Origin of the sequence: Sphingomonas sp. PP-CC-1A-547 (assembly GCF_003610375.1) — a bacterium.
Taxonomy (GTDB): domain Bacteria; phylum Pseudomonadota; class Alphaproteobacteria; order Sphingomonadales; family Sphingomonadaceae; genus Sphingomonas.
Genome location: NZ_RAPZ01000010.1, coordinates 684,575 through 708,524, shown reverse-complemented (window position 1 = coordinate 708,524; position 23,950 = coordinate 684,575). Strand labels below are relative to the sequence as shown.

Below are 23,950 nucleotides of genomic sequence, written 5' to 3'. Positions count from 1 at the left end.
TCCTTACTTGTTGCGGTTCGCGAACAGCACCGCGCCCGCGATCGCCGCCGAGCCGATGCCGACGCCCAGGCCGATCTTCGCGAGCGGCCAGCTCTTGGCCTTCTCCGCGGCGTTGTGCGCGGCGGCTTCCGCCTGCAACTTCGCTTCCTTCGCGGCGGCAAGGATTTCGTTCGGGGTGTCGCTGTCGATCTTGATGGTCACTTGGGCTCTCCTTCACTCTTCCGGGCATACACCGCACGGAATTCATTCGCGAACTGCGTCAGCGTGCCCGAGGCGATCGCCGCCCGCAGATCCGCCATCAGCGTTTCGTAGAACCAGATGTTATGCTCCGTCATGAGCATCGCGCCAAGCATTTCGCCCGATCGGACGAGATGATGCAGATACGCCCGGCCCCAGGTCGCGCAGATGGGGCAGGGGCAGGCGGGATCGAGCGGCCCCATGTCCTCGGCAAACTTCGCGTTGCGGATGTTGATCGGGCCGGTCCGCGTGAAGGCCTGGCCGGTGCGCCCCGATCTGGTCGGCATTACGCAATCGAACATGTCGATCCCGCGCTCGACCGCACCGACGATGTCGTCGGGCTTGCCGACCCCCATCAGATAGCGCGGCTTGTCGACCGGCAACTGGTCCGGCGCGAAATCGAGGCAGCCGAACATCGCTTCTTGCCCCTCGCCGACCGCGAGCCCGCCAACCGCATAGCCATCGAAGCCGATATCGATCAGCGCATCCGCAGACGACTTGCGGAAGCCCTCGTTCAGCGCACCCTGCTGGATGCCGAAGATCGCGTTGTTCTCGGCGTGATCTTCACCCGCATCGAACGCCGCGCGCGACCGCTTGGCCCAGCGCATCGATCGCTCCATCGCCGCCGCCTGCACCTCCCGCGTCGAAGTCGTCGGCACGAGCTCGTCGAACGCCATGACGATGTTCGAGCCGAGCAGCCGCTGGATCTCGATCGACCGCTCGGGACTCAGCAGATGCCGCGTGCCGTCGAGGTGCGACTTGAACGACACGCCCTCCTCGGAGCGCTTGGTCAGGTCCGCGAGACTCATCACCTGATAGCCGCCGGAGTCGGTCAGGATCGGCTTCGACCAGCCCGAGAACGCGTGCAGTCCGCCCAGTCGCGCGACCCGTTCGGCCCCCGGCCGCAGCATCAGGTGATAGGTGTTGCCGAGGATGATGTCCGCGCCCGCACCGACAACGTCAGCGGGCTTCATCCCCTTGACGGTCGCGGCGGTGCCGACCGGCATGAACGCAGGCGTGCGGATGTCGCCGCGCTGCATCGCGATGACGCCGGTACGCGCCTTGCCGTCGGTGGCGGAGATGGTGAAGTCGAAGCGAGGGCGGGTGGTCATGTTACTTTTTCTTGCGGATGCCGTAGCGATCGCCGGCCGGCGCGCCGCGGATGGTGATGAGTTCGGCGCGAGTCAGCATGCCATCCTTGTCGCGATCGAACCGCGCGAAGAACTGCGCGAACCGCGCCTGGAGTTCGGCCAGCGTGATCCGGTTATCGCCATCGCGGTCGACCTCGAACGGGCTCGGCAATGCGTTGCGATCGCCGAGCCACGCCTGCGCCCAGTCGGCAAAGGCGATGTACCCGATCGAGCCCGACGCGGCGCCTTCAGCCGTGGCGTAACTCCGCACGATGCCCACGGTTAGTTCGGCCTGCGTCACGCGGCCATCACCGTTCGCATCGCACGCGGCGATGAACAGCGCAGCCGGCTCAGCGAAGATCGTCGCGGGGGGCTGCGGTGTGCCCGCGGGCGGCGGGGCGGCAACGATGGCCTGGAGCAGAGCGAGCGCGAGCAGCATGCCGCCCGTCATGGCAGCAGAAGCGAGGCGTCGCCATAGCTGTAGAAACGATACTTCCCGGCGATCGCATGCGCATATGCCGCCTGCATCCGCTCGCGCCCCATCAGCGCCGACACCAGCATGAACAACGTCGAGCGCGGCAGGTGGAAATTGGTTATCAACCCGTCGATCCCGCGGAACCGGTATCCCGGCGTGATGAAGATCGCGGTGTCGCCGTCGAATGGACGGATCACGTCGTCCTCGCCGGTCGCGCTCTCGATCAGCCGCAGCGACGTTGTCCCCACCGCGATGACGCGACCATTGTTCGCGCGGACCGCGTTAAGCCGATCGGCGGTGGCGGCGTCGATCCGGCCCCACTCGGCGTGCATCTTGTGCTCGGTGGTGTCGGTCGCCTTCACGGGGAGGAACGTCCCCGCGCCGACATGCAGCGTCAGCGTCGCATGCTCGATCCCCGCCGCCTCCAGCGCTGCCATCAGCTTCGGCGTGAAGTGCAGCGCAGCGGTCGGCGCCGCGACCGCGCCCGGCTCGGATGCGAACATCGTCTGGTAATCGTCCGCATCGCGTTCGTCGGTGGGGCGCTTGCCGGCGATATACGGGGGCAGGGGCATGTGGCCCGCGCGTTCCAGCAGCAGTTCGACCGGCTCGTCGCCCGCGAACACTAGCGCGTAGCTCCCATCGTCCTCGCGATCGACCGCCGCTGCGCTGACGCCGTTGCCGAACTCGATCACGTCGCCATCGCGCAGCCGCCGCGCGTTGCGAATGAACGCGCGCCACCGCCTTGGCCCCTCGCGCTTGTGGAGCGTCGCGCCGATCTTTGCATCGCCGCGCCGCCCGTCGAGCTGCGCCGGGATCACGCGCGTATCGTTGAACACGAGCATGTCGCCGCGCCGGAGCATTGACGGCAGGTCGGATACGCCCGCATCGCGGGTCGCATCACCTTCGAGCACCAGCATCCGCGCAGCATCGCGCGGCGCCGCGGGGCGGAGCGCGATGTTGTCGGTCGGCAGGTCGAAGTCGAAAAGGTCGACGTTCAACGTGGAATCACTTCTTTGCAGGAGCCTTCTTTACCGGCGCCTTGCGAGCGGCCGGCGCGAGCTTTGGCTTGGCCGCGCTCGGCCCCGAAGCCGTGCCCGGCAACGTCACCGGTGCACCGAGCGCGGGGGCAGGCGGCCCAGCCATGTACGCCGGAGGATTGTCGGCCGCGATATACGCATGGACGATCCGCGACGGGTTCGCCGGCGGCTCGCCGCGCTCGATCGCGTCGACATACTGCATTCCGTCGAGCACGCGACCGAACACGGTATATTTCTTGTCGAGGCTCAGTCGCGGCTGGAAGACGATGAAGAACTGGCTGTTCGCGCTGTCCTCCTTGTCCGACCGCGCCGCCGAGACGGCACCACGAACATGCGGCAGGTAATTGAACTCCGCCTTCACGTCGGGGAGCGTCGAGCCACCGGTGCCGTCGCCCTTGGGATCGCCGCCCTGCGCCATGAAGCCATCGATCACGCGGTGGAACGCGAGGCCGTCATAGAAATGCTGGCGGGTGAGCGTCTTGATCCGCTCGACCATCAGCGGCGCGACGTCCGGGCGCAGCCAGATCGTCACGCGCCCGCCGGTCGACAGGTCGAGCAGCAGCAGGTTCTGCGTATCCGTGGTCAGGGGCGGGGTCGCGCGAACGGCAGGCGCCACGACTTCCTTCTTCTGCGCTGCACCAGCCGGTACCGTGACCAGGCACCCGAGCAACGCGAACATTCCGACGAAAAAGCGCATCAAATTCCCACTCGAAAGAGGCCCGGCGCAACCAGGCTGCCGCCACTTAGAGCAAATCCCCGCTTGCGCCAATCTGAACGTGAGGGGGATCACTGCTCCCCTCCCTGAAAGGGAAGGGCTGGGGGTGGGTAGGCTCGCTTGAGCCTCAAACGTTCGGCCAAGCGGAACCCGACCCACCCCCAACCCTCCCTTCCAGGGAGGGCCAAAGAAAGTCAGCTACCCTTGCGGCCGATCTTCTCGACCCGCGCGACCACCTCTTCGCGCACCGACTCCGGCACGAACTTGGCGATATTTCCGCCGTACAGTGCGATCTCCTTCACCAGCCGGCTCGCGATGGGCTGCAACGCTACGTCGGCCATCAGGAACACCGTCTCGACGCGCGGATTGATCTGCTGGTTCATCCCCGCCATCTGATATTCATATTCGAAATCAGCGACGGCCCGCAGGCCCCGGACGATCACCTTCGCGCCCTGCCGCTCGGCAAAGTCCATCAGCAGCGAATCGAACGCGACCACCTCGATATCGCCATCGACGTCCGCAACCTCGCGGCGCACCGTCGCCATCCGCTCCTCGATCGTGAACATCGGCGACTTCGACGGATTGGTCGTGACGCCGATCACTAGCCGGTCGACCAGCTTCGCGCCGCGCCGGATGATGTCCATATGCCCCAGCGTGACGGGATCGAACGTCCCCGGGTAAACCCCAATCCGTGCCGTCATGCCGATCTCCCCGGTTGTAGTTCTAGCGGTCGCGTTCGAGCACGAAACGGGCGATATCCCGCAACAGGTCGGCTTCCTTGCCATAGCTGTGCAGATGCGCGACCGCCTGGTCGACGAGCATCCGCGCCTGTTCGCGCGCACGCTCGGGCCCGAGCAGCGACAGGAACGTCTCCTTGCCCGCCACCTCGTCCTTGCGCAGCGACTTGCCGACCACCGCCTCGTCGCCCTCGGCATCGAGAAGATCGTCGGCGATCTGAAACGCGAGCCCCAGGTCATGCGCATAGCCGCGAAGTCCCACGCGACCTTCCGGCGGCAGCCGCCCGAGAATTGCGCCAGCCTCGACCGAAGCCGAGATCAGCGCACCCGTCTTCATCTGCTGCAACCGAGTCACGGTGTTGAGGTCGAAGCGCGTGTTCTCCGCCTCGATATCCATCTTCTGGCCACCCGCCATACCGTTCGGCCCGGAAGCCCGCGCGAGGTCCATGACCAGTTCGATCCGAACGAACGGATCGGCGTGCGTTGCCGGATCGGCGAGGATCTCGAACGCCATCGCGTGCAGGCAATCGCCCGCCAGGATCGCGGTTGCCTCGTCGAACACCTTGTGCACGGTCGGCTTGCCGCGGCGCATGTCGTCGTCGTCCATCGACGGCAGGTCGTCGTGGATCAGCGAATAGACGTGGATCGCCTCGATCGCGGTCGCCGCACGTGCGGAGCATTCGCGCGCCACGTCGAACAGATTGGCGGTCGCGAACACGAGCAAGGGCCGCAGTCGCTTGCCGCCACCGATCGCCGCATGCCGCATCGCGCGGTACAGGTCGCCGCGCGGATCGTCCGGAATGGTCAGCAACTGGTCGAATTGCCGGTCGATCTCCGCGGAGACCTCGGCAAGCGCGGCATCAAGCGTGACGGGCATCCCGCTCACCGCGTCAGCCCGCCGCGAACGGGCGGACGCCGGCAGGCTTGCCGTCGCCGTCGAGCCGGATCGCCTCGATCCGCGCCTGCGCCGCATCGAGCCGGTCGGCACAACGCTGGCGCAGCTTGTTGCCGCGCTCGTACAGCTCGATCGCCTGCTGAAGCGGCGTGTCGCCACTTTCCAGCTTCCCGACGATAAGCTCGAGTTCCTTCAGTGCATCCTCGAACGCGAGGTCTTCGATCGGCGTGTCCATGTCCGTCGCTATGGCGCAGGCACGCGACGAGGGTCAAGGACGCGCGAGAGGACGCCAGATATGCGGCAGGCGCTTACCGCAGGCGGTTGACGGTCCAGGTGTACAAGACCGAGACACCGACCAGTCCGAAATCGACGACGGCCTGCATCCGGTGTGGCGACGGGTCGCTGTTGTCGTGCGTAATCAGCCGGAAGTCTGCGGTCGGATGACGCACGGCGAGCGTCACGAGCGCAAGCCCCGCCACCGCCAGCACAAGTTTCCGGTTCCGCATCGTCGATCTCCCAGGCGTGCGATCATGGCTCACGCGTTGCCGTTTCGCAAGCGAACCGGCTTTAAGCGGCAATCGGCAGTATGCCTGCGTCGCGCGACCGATCGCGCCCGGCGCCCTTGGCCGCGAACAGCGCGCGATCGGCGCTGCGATACAGCGCCTTCCAGTCCGATTCGCGCTGCAGCGGCCCCGTACAGCAGCCGATGCTGGCGGTTATCGCCATGTCGAACGGCATGCGCTGGCTGCGCAATCGCTCGAGGATCGTGTCGGGCAGGACCGGCGTGGTCGCGTCGATGAGGATAGCGAACTCCTCGCCGCCGATCCTCGCGACCAGAGCGTCGGGCGGCACCGCGTTGCGCAACACCCGCGCCACGACTCTCAGGACTTCGTCGCCGCCATCGTGGCCGATCGTCTCGTTGACGTGCTTGAAGTGATCGACGTCGGCAATCAGCAGCATTTGATCGCCCGTGCGTCCGATCGCGCGATCCAGGAACGCACGACGATTAAGTAACCCAGTCAGGGGTTCGGTATCCGCCAGCAACCGCGCCGCGATCTCCTGTTCGCGCGCGTCGTCGCGTTCGACGCTGAGCAGCCGGATCCGGTACGCGATCGCCAGGCTGGACAGCAACGCCTCCAGCATCATGGATATCATCGTCGAATTATCGATCCAGAAACTCCACGACATCAGCCCCAGCGCACCGGCGATCCGCAGGCTGGCAAAGACGATGGGCGCGCCCCAGGCGAGCGTGAACATCCAGAGGTAGCTGCTGCGGACCCGCCAGGCTCGGTACAGCACCGGCGGCACCAGCGCGATCAGCGGGATGTAACTGAGCGTCAGCAACCGATCGAGCCAGTAGATCTGCCACGGTGCCAGGATCGCGAACGCAATCCCGGCAGTAGCGAGCGTCGCGAGCGCCACGTTGCTGGCGGGGCGCAGCCAGCCGTCGAACACTGTGCGCTCGAAGAAAGCACGCGCGAAGACGAGGACCATGCCCGCACAGATCGCCAGCAGGCATACGTTGAGCTTCAAGCGGACGTTGTTGTCGAGCGACGGCACAAGCTGGCCCAGCGCGGCCGACGACGAAAAGGCGTATCCGAGCAAGCACAGCACCAGCAGGCAATAGACCGGCTGGAACGACTGTCGAAGCGCCCCCCACAACGCGAGATTGTAGACGATCAACGCGATCGCCATCCCGCCGAAGCTTGCATACAGCGCCGACAGGATGATCTCGCTCTCTGCGGCTTCCGCGGCCGTTGCGAGTGTCGGTCCGAGTACGACGCCCCGCAAATTCGCCGAACCCTCGACGTGCCAAAGCAGGCGGACGGGGGGCGCAACGTGCGGCGGCAGCGTCAGAGACAGGGTTGCGCCGATCATGAGATGGCGGCCGGACGTACGACTGGTGAACCCGGTGCGGCGGATTGCGCCGTCTGCATAAAGAACGAAGAGCGTGACGCGATCCTGCCAGACGCTCGCGGTCAGGGCACGCAGATCAGGGATGTGCGTCAGGTTCGTCGGCAAAACCTGCGACAGAACCCAGAAATCGCCCGAACCATAGGCCGACTGGGGGGTGGTGCAGTCGAACCGTGAAGGCGTTCGAAACAAGGCAGGTACGGAAAGTCCTGGGGTAGCCCGCGTAATACAGACATCGAGCAGTTGCCCGGTCCGGGCCTCGGCCGGTGCAGCACCGAGCATCGCCAACGCCGTCGCAACGATGCCGATGAGCCAAGTGATACGAAACCCGAACGTCATGCAGACACCGTCTAAGCCGCCTTCGCCAATTAATGGTAAAGAGGCGCCCGTACGACGGCGTAATCAATCGGATTTCGACCATACTGGATCGATTTATGCCGATTTGGCTCGCAATTCGAACCACGCTATCGGCTTCGCGAGGTCGTTTCGTGCTCACCGCCGATCGTGTCTTAACGACGGAACCGGGCGCGAGCCGAAAGCGGATTGGTAGAATTTGGAGTGCTGTTCATCCAGCTTTTCCAAATCAAACCTGGTCCAGCTCTCGCTGAACCAGGTTGATAATCGTCAGCTGGCGTCGACCGTCTCGGTCTTGCCCTTCTTCTTCGGCTTCTTCGGTGCAGCCGGCTCGATCGCGAACGACAGCGCGCCGTCCTTCATCTTCACCGTCACCTCGCCACCATGGACCAGCTTGCCGAACAGCAGTTCCTCGGCGAGCGGCTGCTTGATCTTCTCCTGGATCAGGCGACCCATCGGCCGTGCGCCGTACAGCTTGTCATAGCCCTTGGTCGTCAGCCACGCTTTCGACTCGTCGTCGAGGACGATGTGCACGCCGCGGTCCGCCAGCTGCAGCTCGAGCTGGAGGATGAACTTGTCCACCACCCGCGCCACCACTTCGGTCGGCAGATACCCGAACGGCACCACCGCATCGAGACGATTGCGGAATTCCGGCGTGAACATCTTCGTCACGGCCACCTCGTCCTCGCCCTCGCGCGACAGGTTGCCGAAGCCGACCGTCTCGCGTGCCATGTCGCTGGCACCCGCATTGGTCGTCATGATCAGGATGACGTTGCGGAAATCGACCGACTTGCCATGCTGGTCGGTCAGCCGCCCGTTATCCATCACCTGCAACAGGATGTTGAACAGGTCCGGATGCGCCTTCTCGATCTCGTCGAGCAACAGGACGCAGTGCGGGTTCTGATCGATCGCATCGGTCAGCAGACCGCCTTGGTCGAACCCGACATAGCCCGGAGGCGCACCGATCAGACGGCTGACCGAATGCCGCTCCATATATTCGGACATGTCGAACCGCTGGAGCGGAATGCCCAGGATCGTCGACAATTGCTTGGCGACTTCGGTCTTGCCGACACCCGTAGGTCCGGTGAACAGATAGTTGCCGATCGGCTTCTCGGGCTCGCGCAGACCTGCCCGCGCCAGCTTGATCGCCGACGACAGCTTCTCGATCGCCGCGTTCTGCCCGAACACCACGCGCTTGAGATCCGTCTCGAGCGTGGCCAGCGCCAACTTGTCGTCGGTCGAGACCGACTTCGGCGGGATGCGTGCCATCGTCGCGATGACCTGCTCGATCTCCTTCGGCGTGATCGTCTTCTTGCGCTTGTTCGGCGGCACCAGCATCTGCATCGCGCCGACCTCGTCGATCACGTCGATCGCCTTGTCCGGCAGCTTGCGGTCGTTGATGTACCGCGCCGACAGCTCGACAGCCGACTTGATCGCATCGGGCGTATACTTGACGTTGTGGTGATCCTCGAACGCCGAACGCAGGCCCGCGAGGATCTTGATGGTGTCCTCGATCGTCGGCTCGTTCACGTCGATCTTCTGGAAGCGCCGCAGCAGCGCGCGGTCCTTCTCGAAGTGGTTGCGGAACTCCTTGTACGTCGTCGAGCCGATGCAGCGGATCGTGCCGCCCGACAGCGCCGGCTTGAGCAGGTTCGAGGCATCCATCGCCCCGCCACTCGTTGCACCCGCACCGATCACGGTGTGAATCTCGTCGATGAACAGCACGGCGTCTGGCAGCTTCTCGAGCTCGTTGACGACCGCCTTTAGCCGCTCCTCGAAGTCGCCACGATACCGCGTACCCGCCAGCAACGCGCCCATGTCGAGCGAGTAGATGACGGCAGGCAACAGCACGTCGGGCACATCGCCCTCGACGATTTTCCGCGCCAACCCCTCCGCGATCGCGGTCTTGCCGACGCCGGGATCACCGACATAGAGCGGGTTGTTCTTCGACCGGCGGCACAGGATCTGGATCGTGCGATCCACCTCCGGCCCGCGCCCGATCAGGGGATCGACCTTGCCGTTCTTGGCCTTCTCGTTGAGGTCGACCGTGAATTGCTTGAGCGCGCTTTCCGTCTTGCCCTTCTCCTGTCCCTTGGCCGGCTTCTCGTCGTCCGCACCCTTTGGCGTGGATGCTTCGGTCGCCTGCTGTCCGCCCTTGCCGACACCGTGGCTGATGAAGCTGACCGCATCGAGGCGGCTCATGTCCTGCTGTTGCAGGAAATAGACGGCATAGCTCTCGCGCTCGCTGAACAAGGCGACGAGCACGTTGGCGCCGGTCACTTCGTCGCGGCCCGAGGACTGGACGTGCAGGATCGCGCGCTGGACGACACGCTGGAACCCGCTGGTGGGGGAGGGATCGGTCGCCGCATCGACCTTCAGCGCATCGAGTTCGCTGTCGAGGTAGTGCGAGACGGTGTTCTTCAGATCGCCGATCTCGACGTTGCACGCGGTCATGACCTTCGACGCATGTTCGTCGTCGATCAGCGCGAGCAGCAGATGCTCCAGCGTCGCATATTCGTGGCGCCGGGACGATGCCGCCTCGAGCGCCTTGTGCAGCGTGGTCTCGAGGGCGGGTGCAAATGATGGCATTTACAATACTCCTGTCGGGCCGCGAGAACGCGAGTCCTTTGCCACTATGTCGGAACTGATATCGGTCGCATCAAGCACTTGAACCCGGCCCCGTCCGTTCCTGCGCTGCCTAAATGCGACGCTTGTGGAGGCGGGCAGCGCGATCACCGCCTGAAGAGGTCGTCGGCGCTGGCGCGGTGACTGACCGCGCGGTCCTTCTTCAGCTGGCAGCGCGCGATCTCGCCCTGCAGCACGGTGATCCGCGCATCGAGCTCGGCGACCGACAACGGATCGAGGTCCTGTCGCACGAGCGCGTCGAGCAGATCGTCGGGACGGGAGGGGGTGTCGTCCGGTTCCATAGTTTCTGTAACGTTGACCCGCACCCGAGTGATGTCAATAAGGCGCGGAAATCTAAAGGGACGTGACGAGCAATGACCGCGATACCCGAAAACCAATCCAGTAACTTACGTGTACCCGAGGTGATGAAGGCGATCGATCCGGAACAGCCCGGCGGTCCCGAAGTGCTGGTCCTCGTCGACCGTCCCGTGCCCAAGCCGGGGCAGGGCGAGGTGCTGGTCAAGGTGGCAGCCGCCGGGGTCAACCGACCGGAGGTGATGCAGCGCCAGGGCAAGTATCCGCCGCCGCCGGGTGCCCCCTCGATTCTCGGCATGGAAATCTCCGGCACGATCGTCGCAGTCGGCGAAGGCGTCGGCGACGAACAGATCGGCCAGCTCGTCTGCGCGCTGATCTCGGGCGGCGCGTATGCGGAATATGCGGTCGCGCCGTTCGGCCAGTGCCTCCCCGTCCCCGAGGCGCTGACGATGGTCGAGGCGGCGGCGATGCCCGAGACGCTCTTCACCGTCTGGACCAACCTGTTCGAGCGCGCCTACGCGATGGAGGGCGACACCGTCCTCGTCCACGGCGGCACTTCGGGCATCGGCACGATGGCGATTGGCCTGTGCAACGTGTTCGGCATCGACATCATCGTGACGGCAGGCTCGAAGGCGAAGTGCGAAGCGGCGCTGAGCCTCGGGGCGACCCACGCGATCGACTACAAGTCGGAGGATTTCGTCGAGCGCGTGAAGCAGATCACTGGCGGCAAGGGTGTTGCCGCGGTGCTCGACATGGTCGGTGGCGACTACGTGCCCCGCAACCTGCAATGCCTCGCGGAAGACGGCCGCCACGTGTCGATCGCGGTCATGGGCGGCGCGACGGCAACCGTCCCCCTGTTCGAGATCATGCGCCGCCGCCTGACGCTGACCGGCTCCACACTCCGCCCGCGCGACACGGCGTTCAAGTCGCTGGTGGCGGACGAACTCGCGCGGACGGTGTGGCCGCACGTCGAGGCCGGCAAGCTGAAGCCAGTAATTGACCGCGTGTTCGCCTTCGCCGACGCCCCGGCGGCGCATACGCGGATGGAAGCAGGCGACCACGTCGGGAAGATCGTGCTGACGATGGAGTGAGGGGCATACCACTAATGCCGCCACCCCGGCGAAGGCCGGGGCCCAAGTGGTAAGGTCGTTGTGATGACGCACACCGGGTCCTTACTCAGCATCCCCATTTGGGCCCCGGCCTTCGCCGGGGTGGAATTGTATCTTGTTCTCCCGCAAAGACGGGAGCCCAGTCTCGATTCCCACCTTCGCGGGAAAACAATCTATCCTCGCCCATGACTTGGAACAGTCACCGGACTGCGACTACCGTGTAACAATACTCGCCTAATACTCGCGGCAAGGATAGTTTTGCGGGGGCAGGCTCATGAACGCCATTACGACGTTTTCGCCATCTAGCTTCGTTGGCGCCGACATCACCGATATCGCCGACTTCATCCACTCCCGGCCTGCCGTACCCGAGCCGGTCGTCGAACGCCGCCAATATCGTACGATCTGGATTTCCGACGTCCATCTCGGCACGCGTGGCTGCAACGCCGGGATGCTCAACGACTTCCTCGATCACGTCGACAGCGAGACGATGTACCTGGTCGGCGACATGATCGACGGCTGGCGCCTCAAGAAGAAATTCTACTGGCCCGCCGCGCACAACGACGTGATCTGGCGCCTGCTCAAGCGCGCCAAGCGCGGCACCCGCGTCGTCTACATCCCCGGCAACCACGACGAGGTGTTCCGGCAATATTCCGGGCTCGACCTGGGCGGCATTTCGATCCGCCGCAACGCGATCCACGAGACCGCCGACGGTCGCCGCCTGCTGGTCCTCCACGGCGACGAGTTCGACGCGATCACGCTCGCACACCGCTGGGTCGCGCATATCGGTGACGCTGCCTACACGATGCTGATGGGCCTCAACCGCTGGGTCAACGGCGCGCGCCGCCGCATGGGCATGCCCTATTGGTCGCTGTCGAAGCACGCCAAGGCGAAGGTCAAGAACGCGGTCGCCTTCATCTCGCACTTCGAGGAAGTCGTCGCGCACGCCGCCGGCGTCCGCGGCGTCGAAGGCGTGGTCTGCGGTCACATCCACACCGCCGAAATGCGCGAGATCGCCGGGGTCGCCTATTACAACGATGGCGATTGGGTCGAGGGCTGCACGGCCTTGGTCGAGCATTTCGACGGCCGCATGGAGCTGCTCCACTGGGGCGACGAAATCGCCGCCCGCGAACGCGACAAGGTCATAAGCCTGGCCGCCTGACTTAACCCTCTCCCCGCCGGGGAGAGGGCAAGTCGCGTCAGCGACGCGGGTGAGGGCAAGTCCACGACGCGAGTTAAAGCGTGCCCTCACCCTCCCACCCGGCTGCGCCGGCCGGGCCCCTCCCTCTCCCCATGGGAGAGGGGCAAAACGGAGAAGACACGATGCGTATCGCAATCGTCACGGACGCCTGGAGCCCGCAAGTCAACGGCGTCGTCCGCACCCTCCAGTCGGTCCAGCGCGAGCTCGAAGCCGTCGGCCACGAGGTCCTGGTAGTCTCCCCCGAACGCTTCGCCTCGATGCCCTGCCCGACCTACCCCGAGATTCGCCTCGCCTTCGCCCGCTCGGGTGCCGTTGGTCGCATGCTCGCCGCCTTCGGTGCCGACGCAATTCACCTCGCCACCGAAGGGCCGGTCTGCCTCGCCGCCCGCAACTGGTGCCTGGCCCGCGCGCTCCCGTTCACCAGCGCGTATCACACGCAGTTTCCCGACTATATCGCCGCTCGCACCGGCGCGAACCCCGACTGGATCTGGCGCTACATCCGCTGGTTCCACCGCCCCGCCCAGTCGATCCTAGTCTCCACGCCCTCGGTCGCGGCAACGCTCGCAGCCCAAGGCCTGCACCAGGTCCGCGAATGGGGCAGGGGCGTCGACTTCGCGCAGTTCGGCCTCGACGGCGCGCGCGATCCCGAGATAGCGGCGCTGCCCGGCCCGATCCTCCTGTATGTTGGGCGCGTCGCGGTCGAGAAGAATATCGAGGCGTTCCTGTCCTCCGCGCATCCCGGCACCAAGGTCGTCGTCGGCGACGGCCCCGCGCGCGCCACGCTCGCCCGCCGCTTCCCCGACGCCGTCTTCCTCGGCCAGCGCTCCGGCCTGGACCTCGCTGCCGCCTATCGCACAGCAGACGTCCTCGTCTTCCCAAGCCGCACCGACACGTTCGGCCTCGTCATGATCGAAGCTTTGGCCTGCGGAACACCCGTCGCGGCCTACCCGGTCACCGGGCCGATCGACGTCCTCGACGACCGCGTCGGCGCGATGCACGAAGACCTCGACATCGCGATCGCCACCGCGCTGACCCGCGACAGCGTCACCTGCGCCGCCTATGCCGCGCGCTACAGCTGGCCTGCCAGTGCACGCCAGTTCCTCCACGCGCTCGTCCCCCTCGAAGGAAAGCTCATGGCCGCCTGAGCTTGTTCGCTTGCTTGATAGCGCCGCGCGCACTAAGTCTCTCTCATGTCAGGCCGCTCCGAAAGGGGCGGCCCTTTCTATTTTTACGGAGTTTCCGCCGTGGCCCAGCCGCTCATGCCCCACGCGACCGCCGCCTGGATGGTCGACAATACCGCGCTCAGCTTCGAGCAGATCGCGGACTTCTGCGGTCTGCACATCCTCGAGATCCAGGCGATCGCCGACGACACCACCTCGACCAAGCTGACCGGCCGCGATCCCGTGCGCGCGCATGAGGTCACGCAGGACGAGATCGACAAGGGTGCCGCCGATCCCGATTACCAGCTCAAGATGATCAAGGGCCCCGAGCAGGTCCGCCGTACCAAGGGGCCGCGCTACACGCCGGTCTCGAAGCGCCAGGACAAGCCCGACGGCATCTCGTGGATCATCCGCAATCACCCGGAGATCACAGACGGCGCGATCTCGCTGCTGATCGGCACCACGCGCACGACGATCGCCGCGATCCGCGATCGCAGCCACTGGAACATCGCCAACATCACGCCGAAGGACCCGGTCACGCTCGGCCTGACCTCGCAGCGCGAGCTCGACGCAGCGGTGGCGAAGGCGGCGAAGGCAGCCGGCATGGAAGCGCCGACCGACACGCGCCTCGAAGGCGACCGCGAAGTGCTCCTCCAGCAGCTCCGCGCCGAACGCACCCAGGCGGCAGCGGACGCGCAGTTCGTGGCAGACGGCGGCGTGTTGCCCGTCAAGCCGCTGTTCGACGACCCCTTCAAGCGCTGACGCACTTCCCCTCCCGCAAGCGGGAGGGGGCAGGGGTGAGCCCACGCTAACCTCATACGATACGGCTAGCGAGATTAGTCGACGCACAAGGCGGCGGCCGTGATGTCGAACAGTCCGCGCCTCCATGTTCTCCCGCGAAGGCGGGAGCCCAGTCTGGGTCCCCGCCTTCGCGGGGAAACAAGCTTCCCCCGCTTCAACCGGATAGGATCCGAACCAGTTCGGAGTGACGGAGCGCGGGCAAATTCACCCAAACCCAACCTAATCCTCCCCCGCCAGGGGGAGGTGGCTGGCACTTGCCAGACGGAGGGGGAGGCATGCGAAACGTCCGTCCCGTGTCCTCCCCCTCCGTCACCTGCGGTGCCACCTCCCCCTAGCGGGGGAGGATCGAGAGAAGGTCAGCTGCAAGCAGCACTATCTCCGGCCACATCCAGTTGCTAACCGCAACGGATGGCAACCGCACCCGACACCGATTTGGCGCCGACCAGTCACAAAGGGCTGACCTACCCCTTCGGCGGCGCGGAGCCCGCATCGGGCGAAACGATGCAGGTCGCCCCCGGCATAGACTGGGTCCGCCTCCACATTCCCGGCCCCTTGCGCCACGTAAATTGCTGGCTCCTCGCCGACACCGACGGCGAAGCGCTGGTCGACACCGGCATGAGCACCGCGGCCGCACGCGACGCATGGAAAGCCATTTTCAAAGGTCCCAAGGCGGACGTTCGCATTACGCGAATGATCGGTACCCACTTCCATCCGGACCATATCGGCCTCGCCGGCTGGATGTGCGACCACCACGCCGCCCCCCTCATCATGACCCGAGCCGAATGGCTCACCGCGCGCATGCTCGCCGCCGACGCCCGCGACGCCGTCCCGCACGAAATGCTCGTCTTTTGGCGCAGCGCAGGCTGGGACGCCGCGCAGATCGACCACGCCACCGCCAAGGGCTGGGCCGGCTTCCGCAAGATCATAACGCCGCTCCCGCTCAGCTACACCCGCATCGAAGACGGCGACACGCTCACCATCGGAGCGCGCGACTGGCGGATCGTCACCGGCTCCGGCCATTCTCCCGAACACGCGTGCCTGTACGACGAAGCCGGCGGCATCCTGATCGCGGGCGACCAGGTCCTCCCCCGCATCAGCCCCAACGTCTCACTAGGCGTCACCGAACCGAACGCCGACCCGCTGGGCGAATGGTTCGCCTCGATCACCAAACTAAAGACGCTGCCAGCAGACCTGCTCGTCCTCCCAGGCCACGGCGACCCGTTCACCGGCCTCCACACCCGTCTCGACGCGATGGACCGCGAACACCGCGAACGGCTCGACGAGCTCGCCGTCTTCCTCGCCGAACCCCGCCGCGCAGTCGACTGTTTCGGCCGCCTGTTCCGCCGCGCGATCGGACCCGACGTGCTCGGCATGGCGACCGGCGAGGCACTCGCGCATCTCCGCCGCCTCGAAGTCGAAGGCCGAGCGACCCGCGACACGCACGATGGCGTATGGTGGTGGCGCGCGGCCTGAGTTAGCATGCGGCCGAATTCACGAGGATAGGCCCATGTGCGACGAGCATACAGCAGACGATAACGAAGCCTATCTGGCCGGAGTCTCGCGCCGCCAGTTCGGCGTGATGACCGGCGCGATGGGCCTGACGATGTTGCTCCCCGCGCCCGCGAACGCTGCGGTCATCAAGGGTCGCGACGTGTCGATCGCAACGCCCGACGGCAAGGCCGACGCCTATTTCGTCGCGCCCGCCACCGGCAAGCACCCCGGCGTGCTGGTCTGGCCCGACATCATGGGCCTGCGCCCCGCCTTCCGCCAGATGGCCGACCGCCTCGCGCAATCGGGCTATGCAGTGCTCGTCGTCAACCAGTTCTACCGCTCGACCAAGGCGCCGTTCCTGAAGCCCGGCGAATCCTACGACCAACCCGAAGTCAAAAGCCGCATCGCCCCATTCCGGGAAGCCCTCACGTCCGAAGGGACGGTTCGCGACGCGAAAGCCTTCGCCGCCTTCCTCGACGCGCAACCGCAGGTCGATCGCAAGCGTGGCATGGCCACCACCGGCTATTGCATGGGCGGCCCGATGGTCATGCGCACCGCTGCAGCCGTGGCGAACCGCATCCGCGCAGGCGCGACCTTCCACGGCGGCGGCTTCGTCACCGACAAGCCCGACAGCCCGCACCTCCTGATCCCGCAGATGAAGGCGCAATACCTCATCGCGATCGCCGCCAATGACGACGCGCGGTCGCCGACCGAGAAGGACACGCTCCGCACCGCGTTTGCCGCGGCGAAACTCCCAGCCGAGATCGAGGTGTACGCTGGCACCATGCACGGCTGGTGCCCGCCCGACTCAAAGGTCTACAATCCGGTCCAGGCGGACAAGGCCTGGGCCCGCATGCTCGCGCTGTTCGACAAGGCGCTGGTGTGAGGTGAGGGGGCTCCACTGTACGGCGCCCCTTATCCTTGTACTCCCGCGAAGGCGGGAGCCCAGTCTGGATCCCCGCCTTCGCGGGGAAACATTCTGCACGGCCTTGACCGAACCCCTGCTCCATGAGACCATTGTTCACGATCCGTTCTCAAGGAGAGTCGCATGGCCCTGACCCTGTACACTAACCCGATGTCGCGCGGTCGCATCGCGCGCTGGATGCTCGAAGAGGTCGGCGCCGAGTACGAGACCGTCGTCCTCGACTACGACAAATCGATGAAGGCCGACGCGTATCGCGCGATCAACCCGATGGCCAAGGTCCCCGCTCTGGTCGACAACGGCAAAACCATCACAGAATGTGCTGCGATCTGCGCCTATCTCGCCGAAGCATTCCCCGAAGCCGGCCTCGCGCCACGCGATGACGAACGCGCCGACTATTATCGCTGGCTTTTCTACGCTGCCGGCCCCGTCGAAGCGGCCGTTGGTAACCGCGCACTCGGTGTAGTGCCGGACGCCGCGCAACAGCGGATGATCGGTTATGGCAGCCTCGACCGCGTCATCGACGTCCTCGAACAGGCGGTTGCCGCGCACCCGTACATCGCCGGCGACCGCGCCACCGCCGCCGACGTCTATGTCGGATCGCAAGTGATCTGGGGTATGCAGTTCGGCTGGCTGCCTAAGCGCCCAACCTTCACGGACTATGCCGCCCGTTTGATCGAGCGTCCGGCGTACAAGCGGGCTGGAGATCTGGACGACGCCCTGATCGCAGCCGCAGCTTGAGGTCGACCGACGGCGTGCGACCAGCCACTCAACCCGTCATCCTGACGAAAGTCAGGATCCAGAGCCACAGGCGCTAACTTTTGGTATCCTGGGTCCTGACTTTCGTCAGGATGACGCTGCTATTGGCCCGCCCGGGCGTGTTGCAACTGGATTCCTGGCAGAACCGATTGCGTATTGCGAGTTCGAAGGTTGCAAACTCGTTCCACCACCCGGGATTGGCCCGGCCATGATCCGGCAGGCCCCGTACCTGCGGACCAACAACATCGCTACCGCCCCCTTGTTCTCCCGCGAAGGCGGGAGCCCAGACTGGGGCCCCGCCTTCGCGGGGAAACACGCTTGCGGCTCAGACCGCGTGACCGCCGCCGTGGCCAGAAGGCTACCGGCCAGCTAATACCGTCTATCGACCCCGGTTCTGGCAAGCAGGAACCACTTCTTCACGACGTGGCACCGATCGTCGATCGTCGATCGAAATCCAATCGAGCCGGCCTCGGCGAGGCAACGCCCACCACGACCCAGATCAGCCAAGGATGTCGGCGTCAGTCGCCAGGCGTCAATCAGCGCACGCCGACTCTCAAATTCCGATCAGGCCGCCCACTTCGCCAGCCAGTCGGCCAAGGCCTGCGGCCCCATCGACCGCGCATCCGCCAGTTCGGTCTCATGCCCGGCGTTCAGCAACTTGTTGCTGCGCGGATCGACGATCAGAACCGCCGGCACGCCCTTGAGGCGGCCCTTGATCCCGTAGCCCGCCGCAATCTGCCCATTCTTGTCGAAGCGGCCGATATCGACCGTCACGACAACGAACTTGCTGTCAACGAAGCGCTTCATCTCGGGCAGGTCGATCGTTCCTGCCAGCAGGCGGCAATCGAGGCACCAGTTGCCACCGAGGTCGATCAACAACCGCTTGTGCGTCTTCAGCGCGCGTGCACGTGCCGCCGCAACCTGCGCATTGGCGTTGGCCGACTCATTATACGGCAGCGGCAAGGGCTGGGGTAGCTTGTCGAAGCTCGCCGTGTTGACGTGCGGCGCCACGACTTTCGCGCGTGGCGCGGCGGGGGCGGCCACGGCAGTTGCGAGCAAGGCAAGCGCGGCGAGACGGCGCATCGACATCATTCATATCCTCCGATCACGGCATTCAGGAAGCTCGGGAATGGCCCGTTCCAGCCATCCGCCGGCGTATCGGCGACCGGTTGGCGGCGACCACCGGTTGGATCCGCAGGAATGCGCTCCGTCCGAGGCGGTTCGACCTTTGCTACTTCCGAACGAACAGCTTGCGAGCGAACCGGTTCCGACCGCACCGGCTCCGTCTGCACTGGCTCAGACCGAACGGGCGCTGTGCGAACCGGTTCGACATACTCGGGTTCGACATACGCGGGCTCGACCTGCACCGGCTCGACCCGTGTGGGCTCCGCAACGCGCGGCTTGACCGCGGGCACGGGCTCGTCGATCGGCGTCCGCTCCCAGCGCGGCCGCTTCGCCACCACTGGCTCGACCGCAGCCAACACCTCGGCGATGACCGCTGGCGCAACCGTGTCCTCGCGCGGAACACGACGCGTCCGCGACCGCTCGCGGCCAGTGTCCACAGCAGCGGCATCCGGCGCGACATCCTCCAAACGCCCGCTACGACGGTTCCGCGACCGATCGCGACGCGGCGCGACCTCGTCGTCCTCCGCCACGGCAGCGACCGGTGCGGTCTTCGGCTCGGCAACCTTCAACCGCTCGATCGTCTGCCCGGTAAGCTTCTCGATATTGACGATATTCTCCGCATCGTCCGGCGCTACGAACGTGTACGCCGTCCCCGTCGCCCCGGCGCGCCCCGTCCGACCGATCCGGTGGACGTAGTCGTCGGGATGCCAAGGCGCGTCATAGTTGAACACCGTCGACACGCCCTTGATGTCGAGCCCGCGCGCCGCGACGTCCGAAGCAACGAGGATCGTCACCGCGCCCGACTTGAACAGCTCGAGCTCGGCCAGCCGCTGCGGCTGTTCCATGTCGCCGTGGATCTCGCCCGACTTGTAGCCTGCCTGCTTCAGCACCTTGTTGAGGTCGCGCACCGTCGTCTTGCGGTTGCAGAAGATGATCGCGTTGGTCACCTCTTCCTGCGCGAGGATGCGGCGCAGCGTATCGCGCTTGGCGGTCTGGCTCGGCACCGGCACCAGATACTGCTTGATGTTGAGGTTGGTCGACGCCGGGCGCGATACCTCGATCGTCTTGGGATTGGTCAGGAACTTGTCCGCCAGCTTCTTGATCGGCGGCGGCATCGTCGCCGAGAATAGCAACGTCTGGCGCTGCTTCGGCAGCTTGGTGCAGATTTCCTCGATGTCGGGGATGAAGCCCATGTCGAGCATCCGGTCCGCCTCGTCGATCACCAGCATCGAACAGCCGTTGAGCATGATCTTGCCGCGCCCGAACAGGTCCATCAGCCGGCCCGGCGTCGCGATCAGGACGTCGACGCCCTTTTCGAGCGCGGCAAGCTGGTCGCCCATCGACACGCCACCGATCAGCAGCGCCATCGAGAGGTTCGAATTGACGCCGTATTTCTCGAAATTCTCCGCCACCTGCGCGGCGAGTTCGCGCGTCGGCTCGAGGATCAGCGAGCGTGGCATCCGCGCGCGGCTGCGGCCATGCGCGAGAATGTCGATCATCGGCAGCACGAACGACGCGGTCTTGCCGGTGCCCGTCTGGGCGATACCGATGATGTCGCGCATCATCAGCACCGACGGGATCGCGCCGGCCTGGATCGGGGTCGGCTCGGTATAGCCGGAGTCGGTGACTGCCTTTAGCAGTTCGTCGGAGAGGCCGAGATCGGCAAAACTCATGCAAATGTCCGGTAAATGGAGGGTGAAATGCACTGCCCTCAAGCGTTCCGGCGCTCGCCGATTTAACGACAAATGTCAAGGAAACGCGGTGAATCGAGGGTGGGGACCGGGCGGCGGGCGGCGTATTTCCGCAAAAACCCCCGTCATCCTGACGAAAGTCAGGATCCAGAGCCAAGCAGCGTACCGTCAGTTACTCTGGATCCTGACTTTCGTCAGGATGGCGGAGCTAGGTGAGACTGCGTTCGCCACACACGCGACTGGCCGGCCCCCCGCTACTTCTTCGCCCGCAAGCTCTTGAACCCTTCGATCTCGCAACGCGCACCCGATCGCATCCGGATCGCATCGCGGTCCTTGCAGATCATCCCGTCCGGGCCCGGCCGCAGATAGAACCCCGAATAATAATCGAGCGGCTTGCAGTCTCCGTCGAGCCGCGCGCGCAACCGCGTCGTGTCGTCCATCACCAGGTCGACCGCGCCATCCTTGTTGAGCATGGCGCCGGCGATCTCGTCGACCGCGATGCATTTGGGGCCCTTATGCTCCTTCCACTCGGTCGGCGGCGCGTAGGTGCGGACGGGGGCTCGGCTCATCCGGGGGACGCGGATGATGATGCGTTCGTGGATCGAGACCTGCGCGATCTGCATGCCATCAAGCTCGAATCCCGAAGACTGCCCGGGTGACGGTACATCGCGCAATGCCACAGCAAAGGGACCCGCGAGCGCGAGCAGGGTGGCGGGTATCGCGGGGTGAATCATGGTGTCTGGATCATGCTGACGTAATCGTTAGCGCCTATCGTTGAACGCGCGATGAATTTTGTCTAGCGCCGCGTACATGGCCGAAATTCAGTCAGCAATCCTGACGCCTTCGCAGGCGGCAATGCTCGAATCGCTCTCCTCGCATCTCGACGCGAAGGCGATCGTCACCGACCCCGCCGATATCGATCCCTGGCTGCACGATTGGCGCGGCCGCTTCCACGGCGCCGCGCTTGCGATGCTCGCACCGGCCTCGACCGCCGAAGTCGCGCTGATCGTCGCGGCCGCCGCCGAACACCGCGTTCCGCTGGTCGCGCAAGGCGGCAACACCTCGATGGTCGGCGGCGCGACCGCCCCCGCCGACGGCAGTGCGCTGATTCTGTCGCTGCGTCGCCTGAACCGCATCCGCAGCCTTGATGCCGACGCCGGGCTCGCCATCGCCGAAGCCGGGGTGATCCTCGCCGACCTCGACGGCGCTGCGCAAGGGCAGGGCTGGCGCTTCCCGCTGACGCTCGGCGCGCGTGGCACGGCGACGATCGGCGGCCTCGTCTCGACCAATGCTGGTGGCACGCAGGTGCTCAAGTTCGGCACGATGCGCGGCCTAGTCGCAGGCGTCGAAGCGGTGCTCGCCGACGGGACGATCTACGACGGCCTGTCCGCGCTCAAGAAGGACAACCGCGGCTACGACCTCGACCAGCTCTTCATCGGGGCGGAGGGCACGCTGGCGATCGTCACCGCCGCCACGCTTCGCCTCGCCCCCGCAATCGCAGGGCGCGGCACGGCGTGGGTCGGCATAGCGTCCCCTCAGGCCGCGCTGAAGCTCCTGCGCACGATGCAGGCGAAGACCGACGCGATCGAAAGCTTCGAGATACTCCCCGCCGAGTCGCTCGACGCCGCCATCGCGCACCTCCCGAACGCCCGCGCGCCACTCGCCGGCCGCTACCCCTGGCACCTCCTGATCGAGGCGACCTCGGCCACCACCGAAGGCGAGTCCCCGTCCGCGCTGCTCGAACGCCTGCTCGGCAAAGCCCTCGAAGACGGCGCGATCGAAGACGCGACGATCGCCACCAGCGAAGCCCAGTCGCAGGCGTTCTGGCTCCTGCGCGACTCGCTCTCCGCCGCCGAACGCGCGCTTGGCCCTGCGACGCAGCACGACATTTCGATCCCGGTCGAGACGATGCCGCGCTTCATGATCGAGGCGGCGGCGGCGTGCGACGCGCATTTCCCCGGCACGCACGCGAGCGGCTTCGGCCATCTCGGCGACGGCAACGTCCATTTCCACGTCCGCGCCGCGCCCGGCACCGACCCTTCGCATTGGTATGCCGAGGATGCGCCGGTCGTCACCCGCTTCGTCGGCGACCTCGTCGTTGCGGCCGGCGGCTCGATTTCGGCGGAGCACGGCATCGGCCAGATGAAGCGCGACGAACTCGAACGCCTCTCGTCGCCCGCCCGCATGACGGCACTCCGCGCGATCAAGTCCGCGCTCGATCCGCTCGGCATCCTCAACCCCGGCAAGCTTGTCACACTTGCACGCCCGCCCGGCGCACCATAGAGCCTCGCCCCAATCGGTGGCATGAGCCACCGGCATTTCGACCGACCGATCCGGAGAGTAACATGGCCAGCACCGCCCAGCTTCCGCTTTTCTACAATGGCCTCGAGCCGCTTTCGAGCGACACGCATGCCAACTACAAGGTCCGCCCGCAGGACAGCGCGCCGTTCCTGGTCGGCCAGCATGCGATCCCGATCACCGTCGACGAGTTTCCGCTAGTCCAGCGTCACATGCCGATCGTCTTCTCGGTCGGTGACGACGCGATCCCGCTCGCGCTGATGGGCCTGAACGAGGGCGTCAACGTGTTCGTCGGCGAAGACGGCAAGCTGACCGAGAACACCTTCTACGTACCGGCGTACGTCCGCCGTTACCCGTACATGCTCGCGCGCCTGCATCCCGATGCGCAGGAGCTGTCGCTCTGCTTCGACCCGACCTCGCAGGCGATCGGCGATTTCGAGGACGGCGATGCGCTGTTCGAGAACGGCCAGCCGACCGAGCTGACCAAGAACATCCTCGGCTTCAACGAGTCGTTCGAACAGGCCGGCGCACGCACGCAGAACTTCATGAACGAGCTGCGCGAACTCGAACTGCTGATGGACGGCGAAGTCACGATCCAGCCCGACGGCGCCGAGCAGCCGTTCGTCTATCGCGGCTTCCAGATGATCAACGAGGAAAAGCTGATCGACCTGCGCGGCGACGCGCTGCGCAAGATGAGCAAGTCGGGCATGCTCCCGCTGCTGTACGCACACCTGTTCTCGCTGTCGTTGATGCGCGACATCTTCGCGCGCCAGGCGCAGCTCGGCATGACCCCGCAGCAGCAGATGCCGGCCCCTGCGCAGTTCAACGTCTGATAGCGAAACCGGCAGGCCGCGAAAATTATTTGGGGTGCGGTGCAGCAGGGGTTGAACCAAAACGGCGCTCACCCATTTAGGTCCTGTACGGCATCGTGTCCCCCCCTTTCGCGGCGCCGTACGGGACGC

General features: G+C 65.6%; 24 protein-coding genes. 9 read left to right on the top strand and 15 right to left on the bottom strand.

Going from position 1 to position 23,950, the window contains the following annotated elements; translation table 11 throughout:
- Positions 1–3: 3 nt before the first annotated feature.
- The 12 genes from C8J39_RS04075 to C8J39_RS04020 form a co-directional block, all read right to left on the bottom strand.
- Positions 4–201, bottom strand: a complete 198-nt coding sequence (locus C8J39_RS04075; protein ID WP_197978314.1) for a hypothetical protein — start codon at positions 199–201, stop codon at positions 4–6.
- On the bottom strand, positions 198–1,349 hold the full coding sequence (gene tgt, locus C8J39_RS04070) for a tRNA guanosine(34) transglycosylase Tgt (RefSeq protein WP_120299346.1): 1,152 nt from the start codon (positions 1,347–1,349) through the stop codon (positions 198–200). Before tgt ends, C8J39_RS04075 begins: the two co-directional genes overlap by 4 nt.
- 1 nt (position 1,350) lies before the next feature.
- Positions 1,351–1,806 carry an EF-hand domain-containing protein gene (locus C8J39_RS04065; RefSeq protein ID WP_243649715.1) on the bottom strand — a complete coding sequence of 152 codons (456 nt, stop codon included), beginning with the start codon at positions 1,804–1,806 and terminating at the stop codon, positions 1,351–1,353.
- A gap of 8 nt (positions 1,807–1,814) precedes the next feature.
- Positions 1,815–2,840 carry a tRNA preQ1(34) S-adenosylmethionine ribosyltransferase-isomerase QueA gene (gene queA, locus C8J39_RS04060; protein WP_120299344.1) on the bottom strand — a complete coding sequence of 342 codons (1,026 nt, stop codon included), beginning with the start codon at positions 2,838–2,840 and terminating at the stop codon, positions 1,815–1,817.
- Positions 2,841–2,847: 7 nt separating this feature from the next.
- Positions 2,848–3,576 carry a peptidylprolyl isomerase gene (locus C8J39_RS04055; RefSeq protein WP_120299343.1) on the bottom strand — a complete coding sequence of 243 codons (729 nt, stop codon included), beginning with the start codon at positions 3,574–3,576 and terminating at the stop codon, positions 2,848–2,850.
- A gap of 212 nt (positions 3,577–3,788) precedes the next feature.
- Complete coding sequence (gene coaD / locus C8J39_RS04050; RefSeq protein WP_056060588.1) at positions 3,789–4,295, bottom strand: pantetheine-phosphate adenylyltransferase; 507 nt, start codon at positions 4,293–4,295, stop codon at positions 3,789–3,791.
- A gap of 22 nt (positions 4,296–4,317) precedes the next feature.
- Positions 4,318–5,208: a polyprenyl synthetase family protein gene (locus tag C8J39_RS04045; RefSeq protein WP_093396812.1), complete on the bottom strand. Its 891-nt coding sequence runs from the start codon at positions 5,206–5,208 to the stop codon at positions 4,318–4,320.
- 13 nt (positions 5,209–5,221) lie between these two features.
- Positions 5,222–5,461, bottom strand: a complete 240-nt coding sequence (locus C8J39_RS04040; RefSeq protein WP_056060585.1) for an exodeoxyribonuclease VII small subunit — start codon at positions 5,459–5,461, stop codon at positions 5,222–5,224.
- A 73-nt stretch (positions 5,462–5,534) separates the two neighbouring features.
- Entirely contained in the window at positions 5,535–5,732 is a 198-nt protein-coding gene (locus C8J39_RS04035) for a hypothetical protein (protein ID WP_120299342.1), read from the bottom strand.
- Between the two features lie 61 nt (positions 5,733–5,793).
- The gene (locus C8J39_RS04030; protein WP_243649714.1) at positions 5,794–7,479 is read right to left on the bottom strand and encodes a diguanylate cyclase; all 1,686 of its coding nucleotides are present in this window, start codon (positions 7,477–7,479) and stop codon (positions 5,794–5,796) included.
- Between the two features lie 285 nt (positions 7,480–7,764).
- Positions 7,765–10,083 (bottom strand): ATP-dependent Clp protease ATP-binding subunit ClpA, encoded by a 2,319-nt coding sequence (clpA, locus tag C8J39_RS04025; protein WP_056060577.1) that lies wholly within the window; start codon positions 10,081–10,083, stop codon positions 7,765–7,767.
- A gap of 143 nt (positions 10,084–10,226) precedes the next feature.
- The gene (locus C8J39_RS04020) at positions 10,227–10,421 is read right to left on the bottom strand and encodes a DUF1192 domain-containing protein (protein ID WP_056060574.1); all 195 of its coding nucleotides are present in this window, start codon (positions 10,419–10,421) and stop codon (positions 10,227–10,229) included.
- 123 nt (positions 10,422–10,544) lie between these two features.
- On the opposite strand from C8J39_RS04020, the gene C8J39_RS04015 reads away from it, so the two are divergent.
- The 7 genes from C8J39_RS04015 (at position 10,545) to C8J39_RS03985 (ending at position 17,856) form a co-directional block, all read left to right on the top strand.
- Complete coding sequence (locus tag C8J39_RS04015; protein ID WP_120299341.1) at positions 10,545–11,525, top strand: NAD(P)H-quinone oxidoreductase; 981 nt, start codon at positions 10,545–10,547, stop codon at positions 11,523–11,525.
- A 292-nt stretch (positions 11,526–11,817) separates the two neighbouring features.
- Positions 11,818–12,702 carry a UDP-2,3-diacylglucosamine diphosphatase gene (locus C8J39_RS04010; protein WP_120299340.1) on the top strand — a complete coding sequence of 295 codons (885 nt, stop codon included), beginning with the start codon at positions 11,818–11,820 and terminating at the stop codon, positions 12,700–12,702.
- Between the two features lie 161 nt (positions 12,703–12,863).
- Complete coding sequence (locus C8J39_RS04005; protein ID WP_120299339.1) at positions 12,864–13,886, top strand: glycosyltransferase family 1 protein; 1,023 nt, start codon at positions 12,864–12,866, stop codon at positions 13,884–13,886.
- 99 nt (positions 13,887–13,985) lie between these two features.
- The gene (locus tag C8J39_RS04000) at positions 13,986–14,663 is read left to right on the top strand and encodes a DUF1013 domain-containing protein (RefSeq protein ID WP_055873545.1); all 678 of its coding nucleotides are present in this window, start codon (positions 13,986–13,988) and stop codon (positions 14,661–14,663) included.
- Between the two features lie 447 nt (positions 14,664–15,110).
- Entirely contained in the window at positions 15,111–16,175 is a 1,065-nt protein-coding gene (locus C8J39_RS03995) for an MBL fold metallo-hydrolase (RefSeq protein WP_120299338.1), read from the top strand.
- A 34-nt stretch (positions 16,176–16,209) separates the two neighbouring features.
- Complete coding sequence (locus C8J39_RS03990) at positions 16,210–17,079, top strand: dienelactone hydrolase family protein (RefSeq protein WP_120299337.1); 870 nt, start codon at positions 16,210–16,212, stop codon at positions 17,077–17,079.
- A gap of 162 nt (positions 17,080–17,241) precedes the next feature.
- A complete protein-coding gene (locus C8J39_RS03985) occupies positions 17,242–17,856 on the top strand; it encodes a glutathione S-transferase family protein (protein WP_120299336.1) in 615 nt (204 codons plus the stop codon).
- A 582-nt stretch (positions 17,857–18,438) separates the two neighbouring features.
- On the opposite strand, the gene C8J39_RS03980 is transcribed toward C8J39_RS03985, so the two are convergent.
- The 3 genes from C8J39_RS03980 to C8J39_RS03970 all read right to left on the bottom strand — a co-directional run bounded on the left by C8J39_RS03980 (position 18,439) and on the right by C8J39_RS03970 (position 21,313).
- Entirely contained in the window at positions 18,439–18,957 is a 519-nt protein-coding gene (locus tag C8J39_RS03980; protein ID WP_120299717.1) for a thioredoxin family protein, read from the bottom strand.
- A gap of 5 nt (positions 18,958–18,962) precedes the next feature.
- The gene (locus C8J39_RS03975; RefSeq protein ID WP_120299335.1) at positions 18,963–20,672 is read right to left on the bottom strand and encodes a DEAD/DEAH box helicase; all 1,710 of its coding nucleotides are present in this window, start codon (positions 20,670–20,672) and stop codon (positions 18,963–18,965) included.
- A gap of 272 nt (positions 20,673–20,944) precedes the next feature.
- On the bottom strand, positions 20,945–21,313 hold the full coding sequence (locus C8J39_RS03970) for a hypothetical protein (protein ID WP_244647169.1): 369 nt from the start codon (positions 21,311–21,313) through the stop codon (positions 20,945–20,947).
- 187 nt (positions 21,314–21,500) lie between these two features.
- Between C8J39_RS03970 and C8J39_RS03965 the strand changes: the two genes are divergently transcribed.
- A complete protein-coding gene (locus C8J39_RS03965; RefSeq protein ID WP_243649713.1) occupies positions 21,501–22,973 on the top strand; it encodes an FAD-binding oxidoreductase in 1,473 nt (490 codons plus the stop codon).
- 62 nt (positions 22,974–23,035) lie between these two features.
- Complete coding sequence (locus tag C8J39_RS03960; RefSeq protein ID WP_056060547.1) at positions 23,036–23,821, top strand: SapC family protein; 786 nt, start codon at positions 23,036–23,038, stop codon at positions 23,819–23,821.
- Positions 23,822–23,950 lie beyond the last annotated feature (129 nt).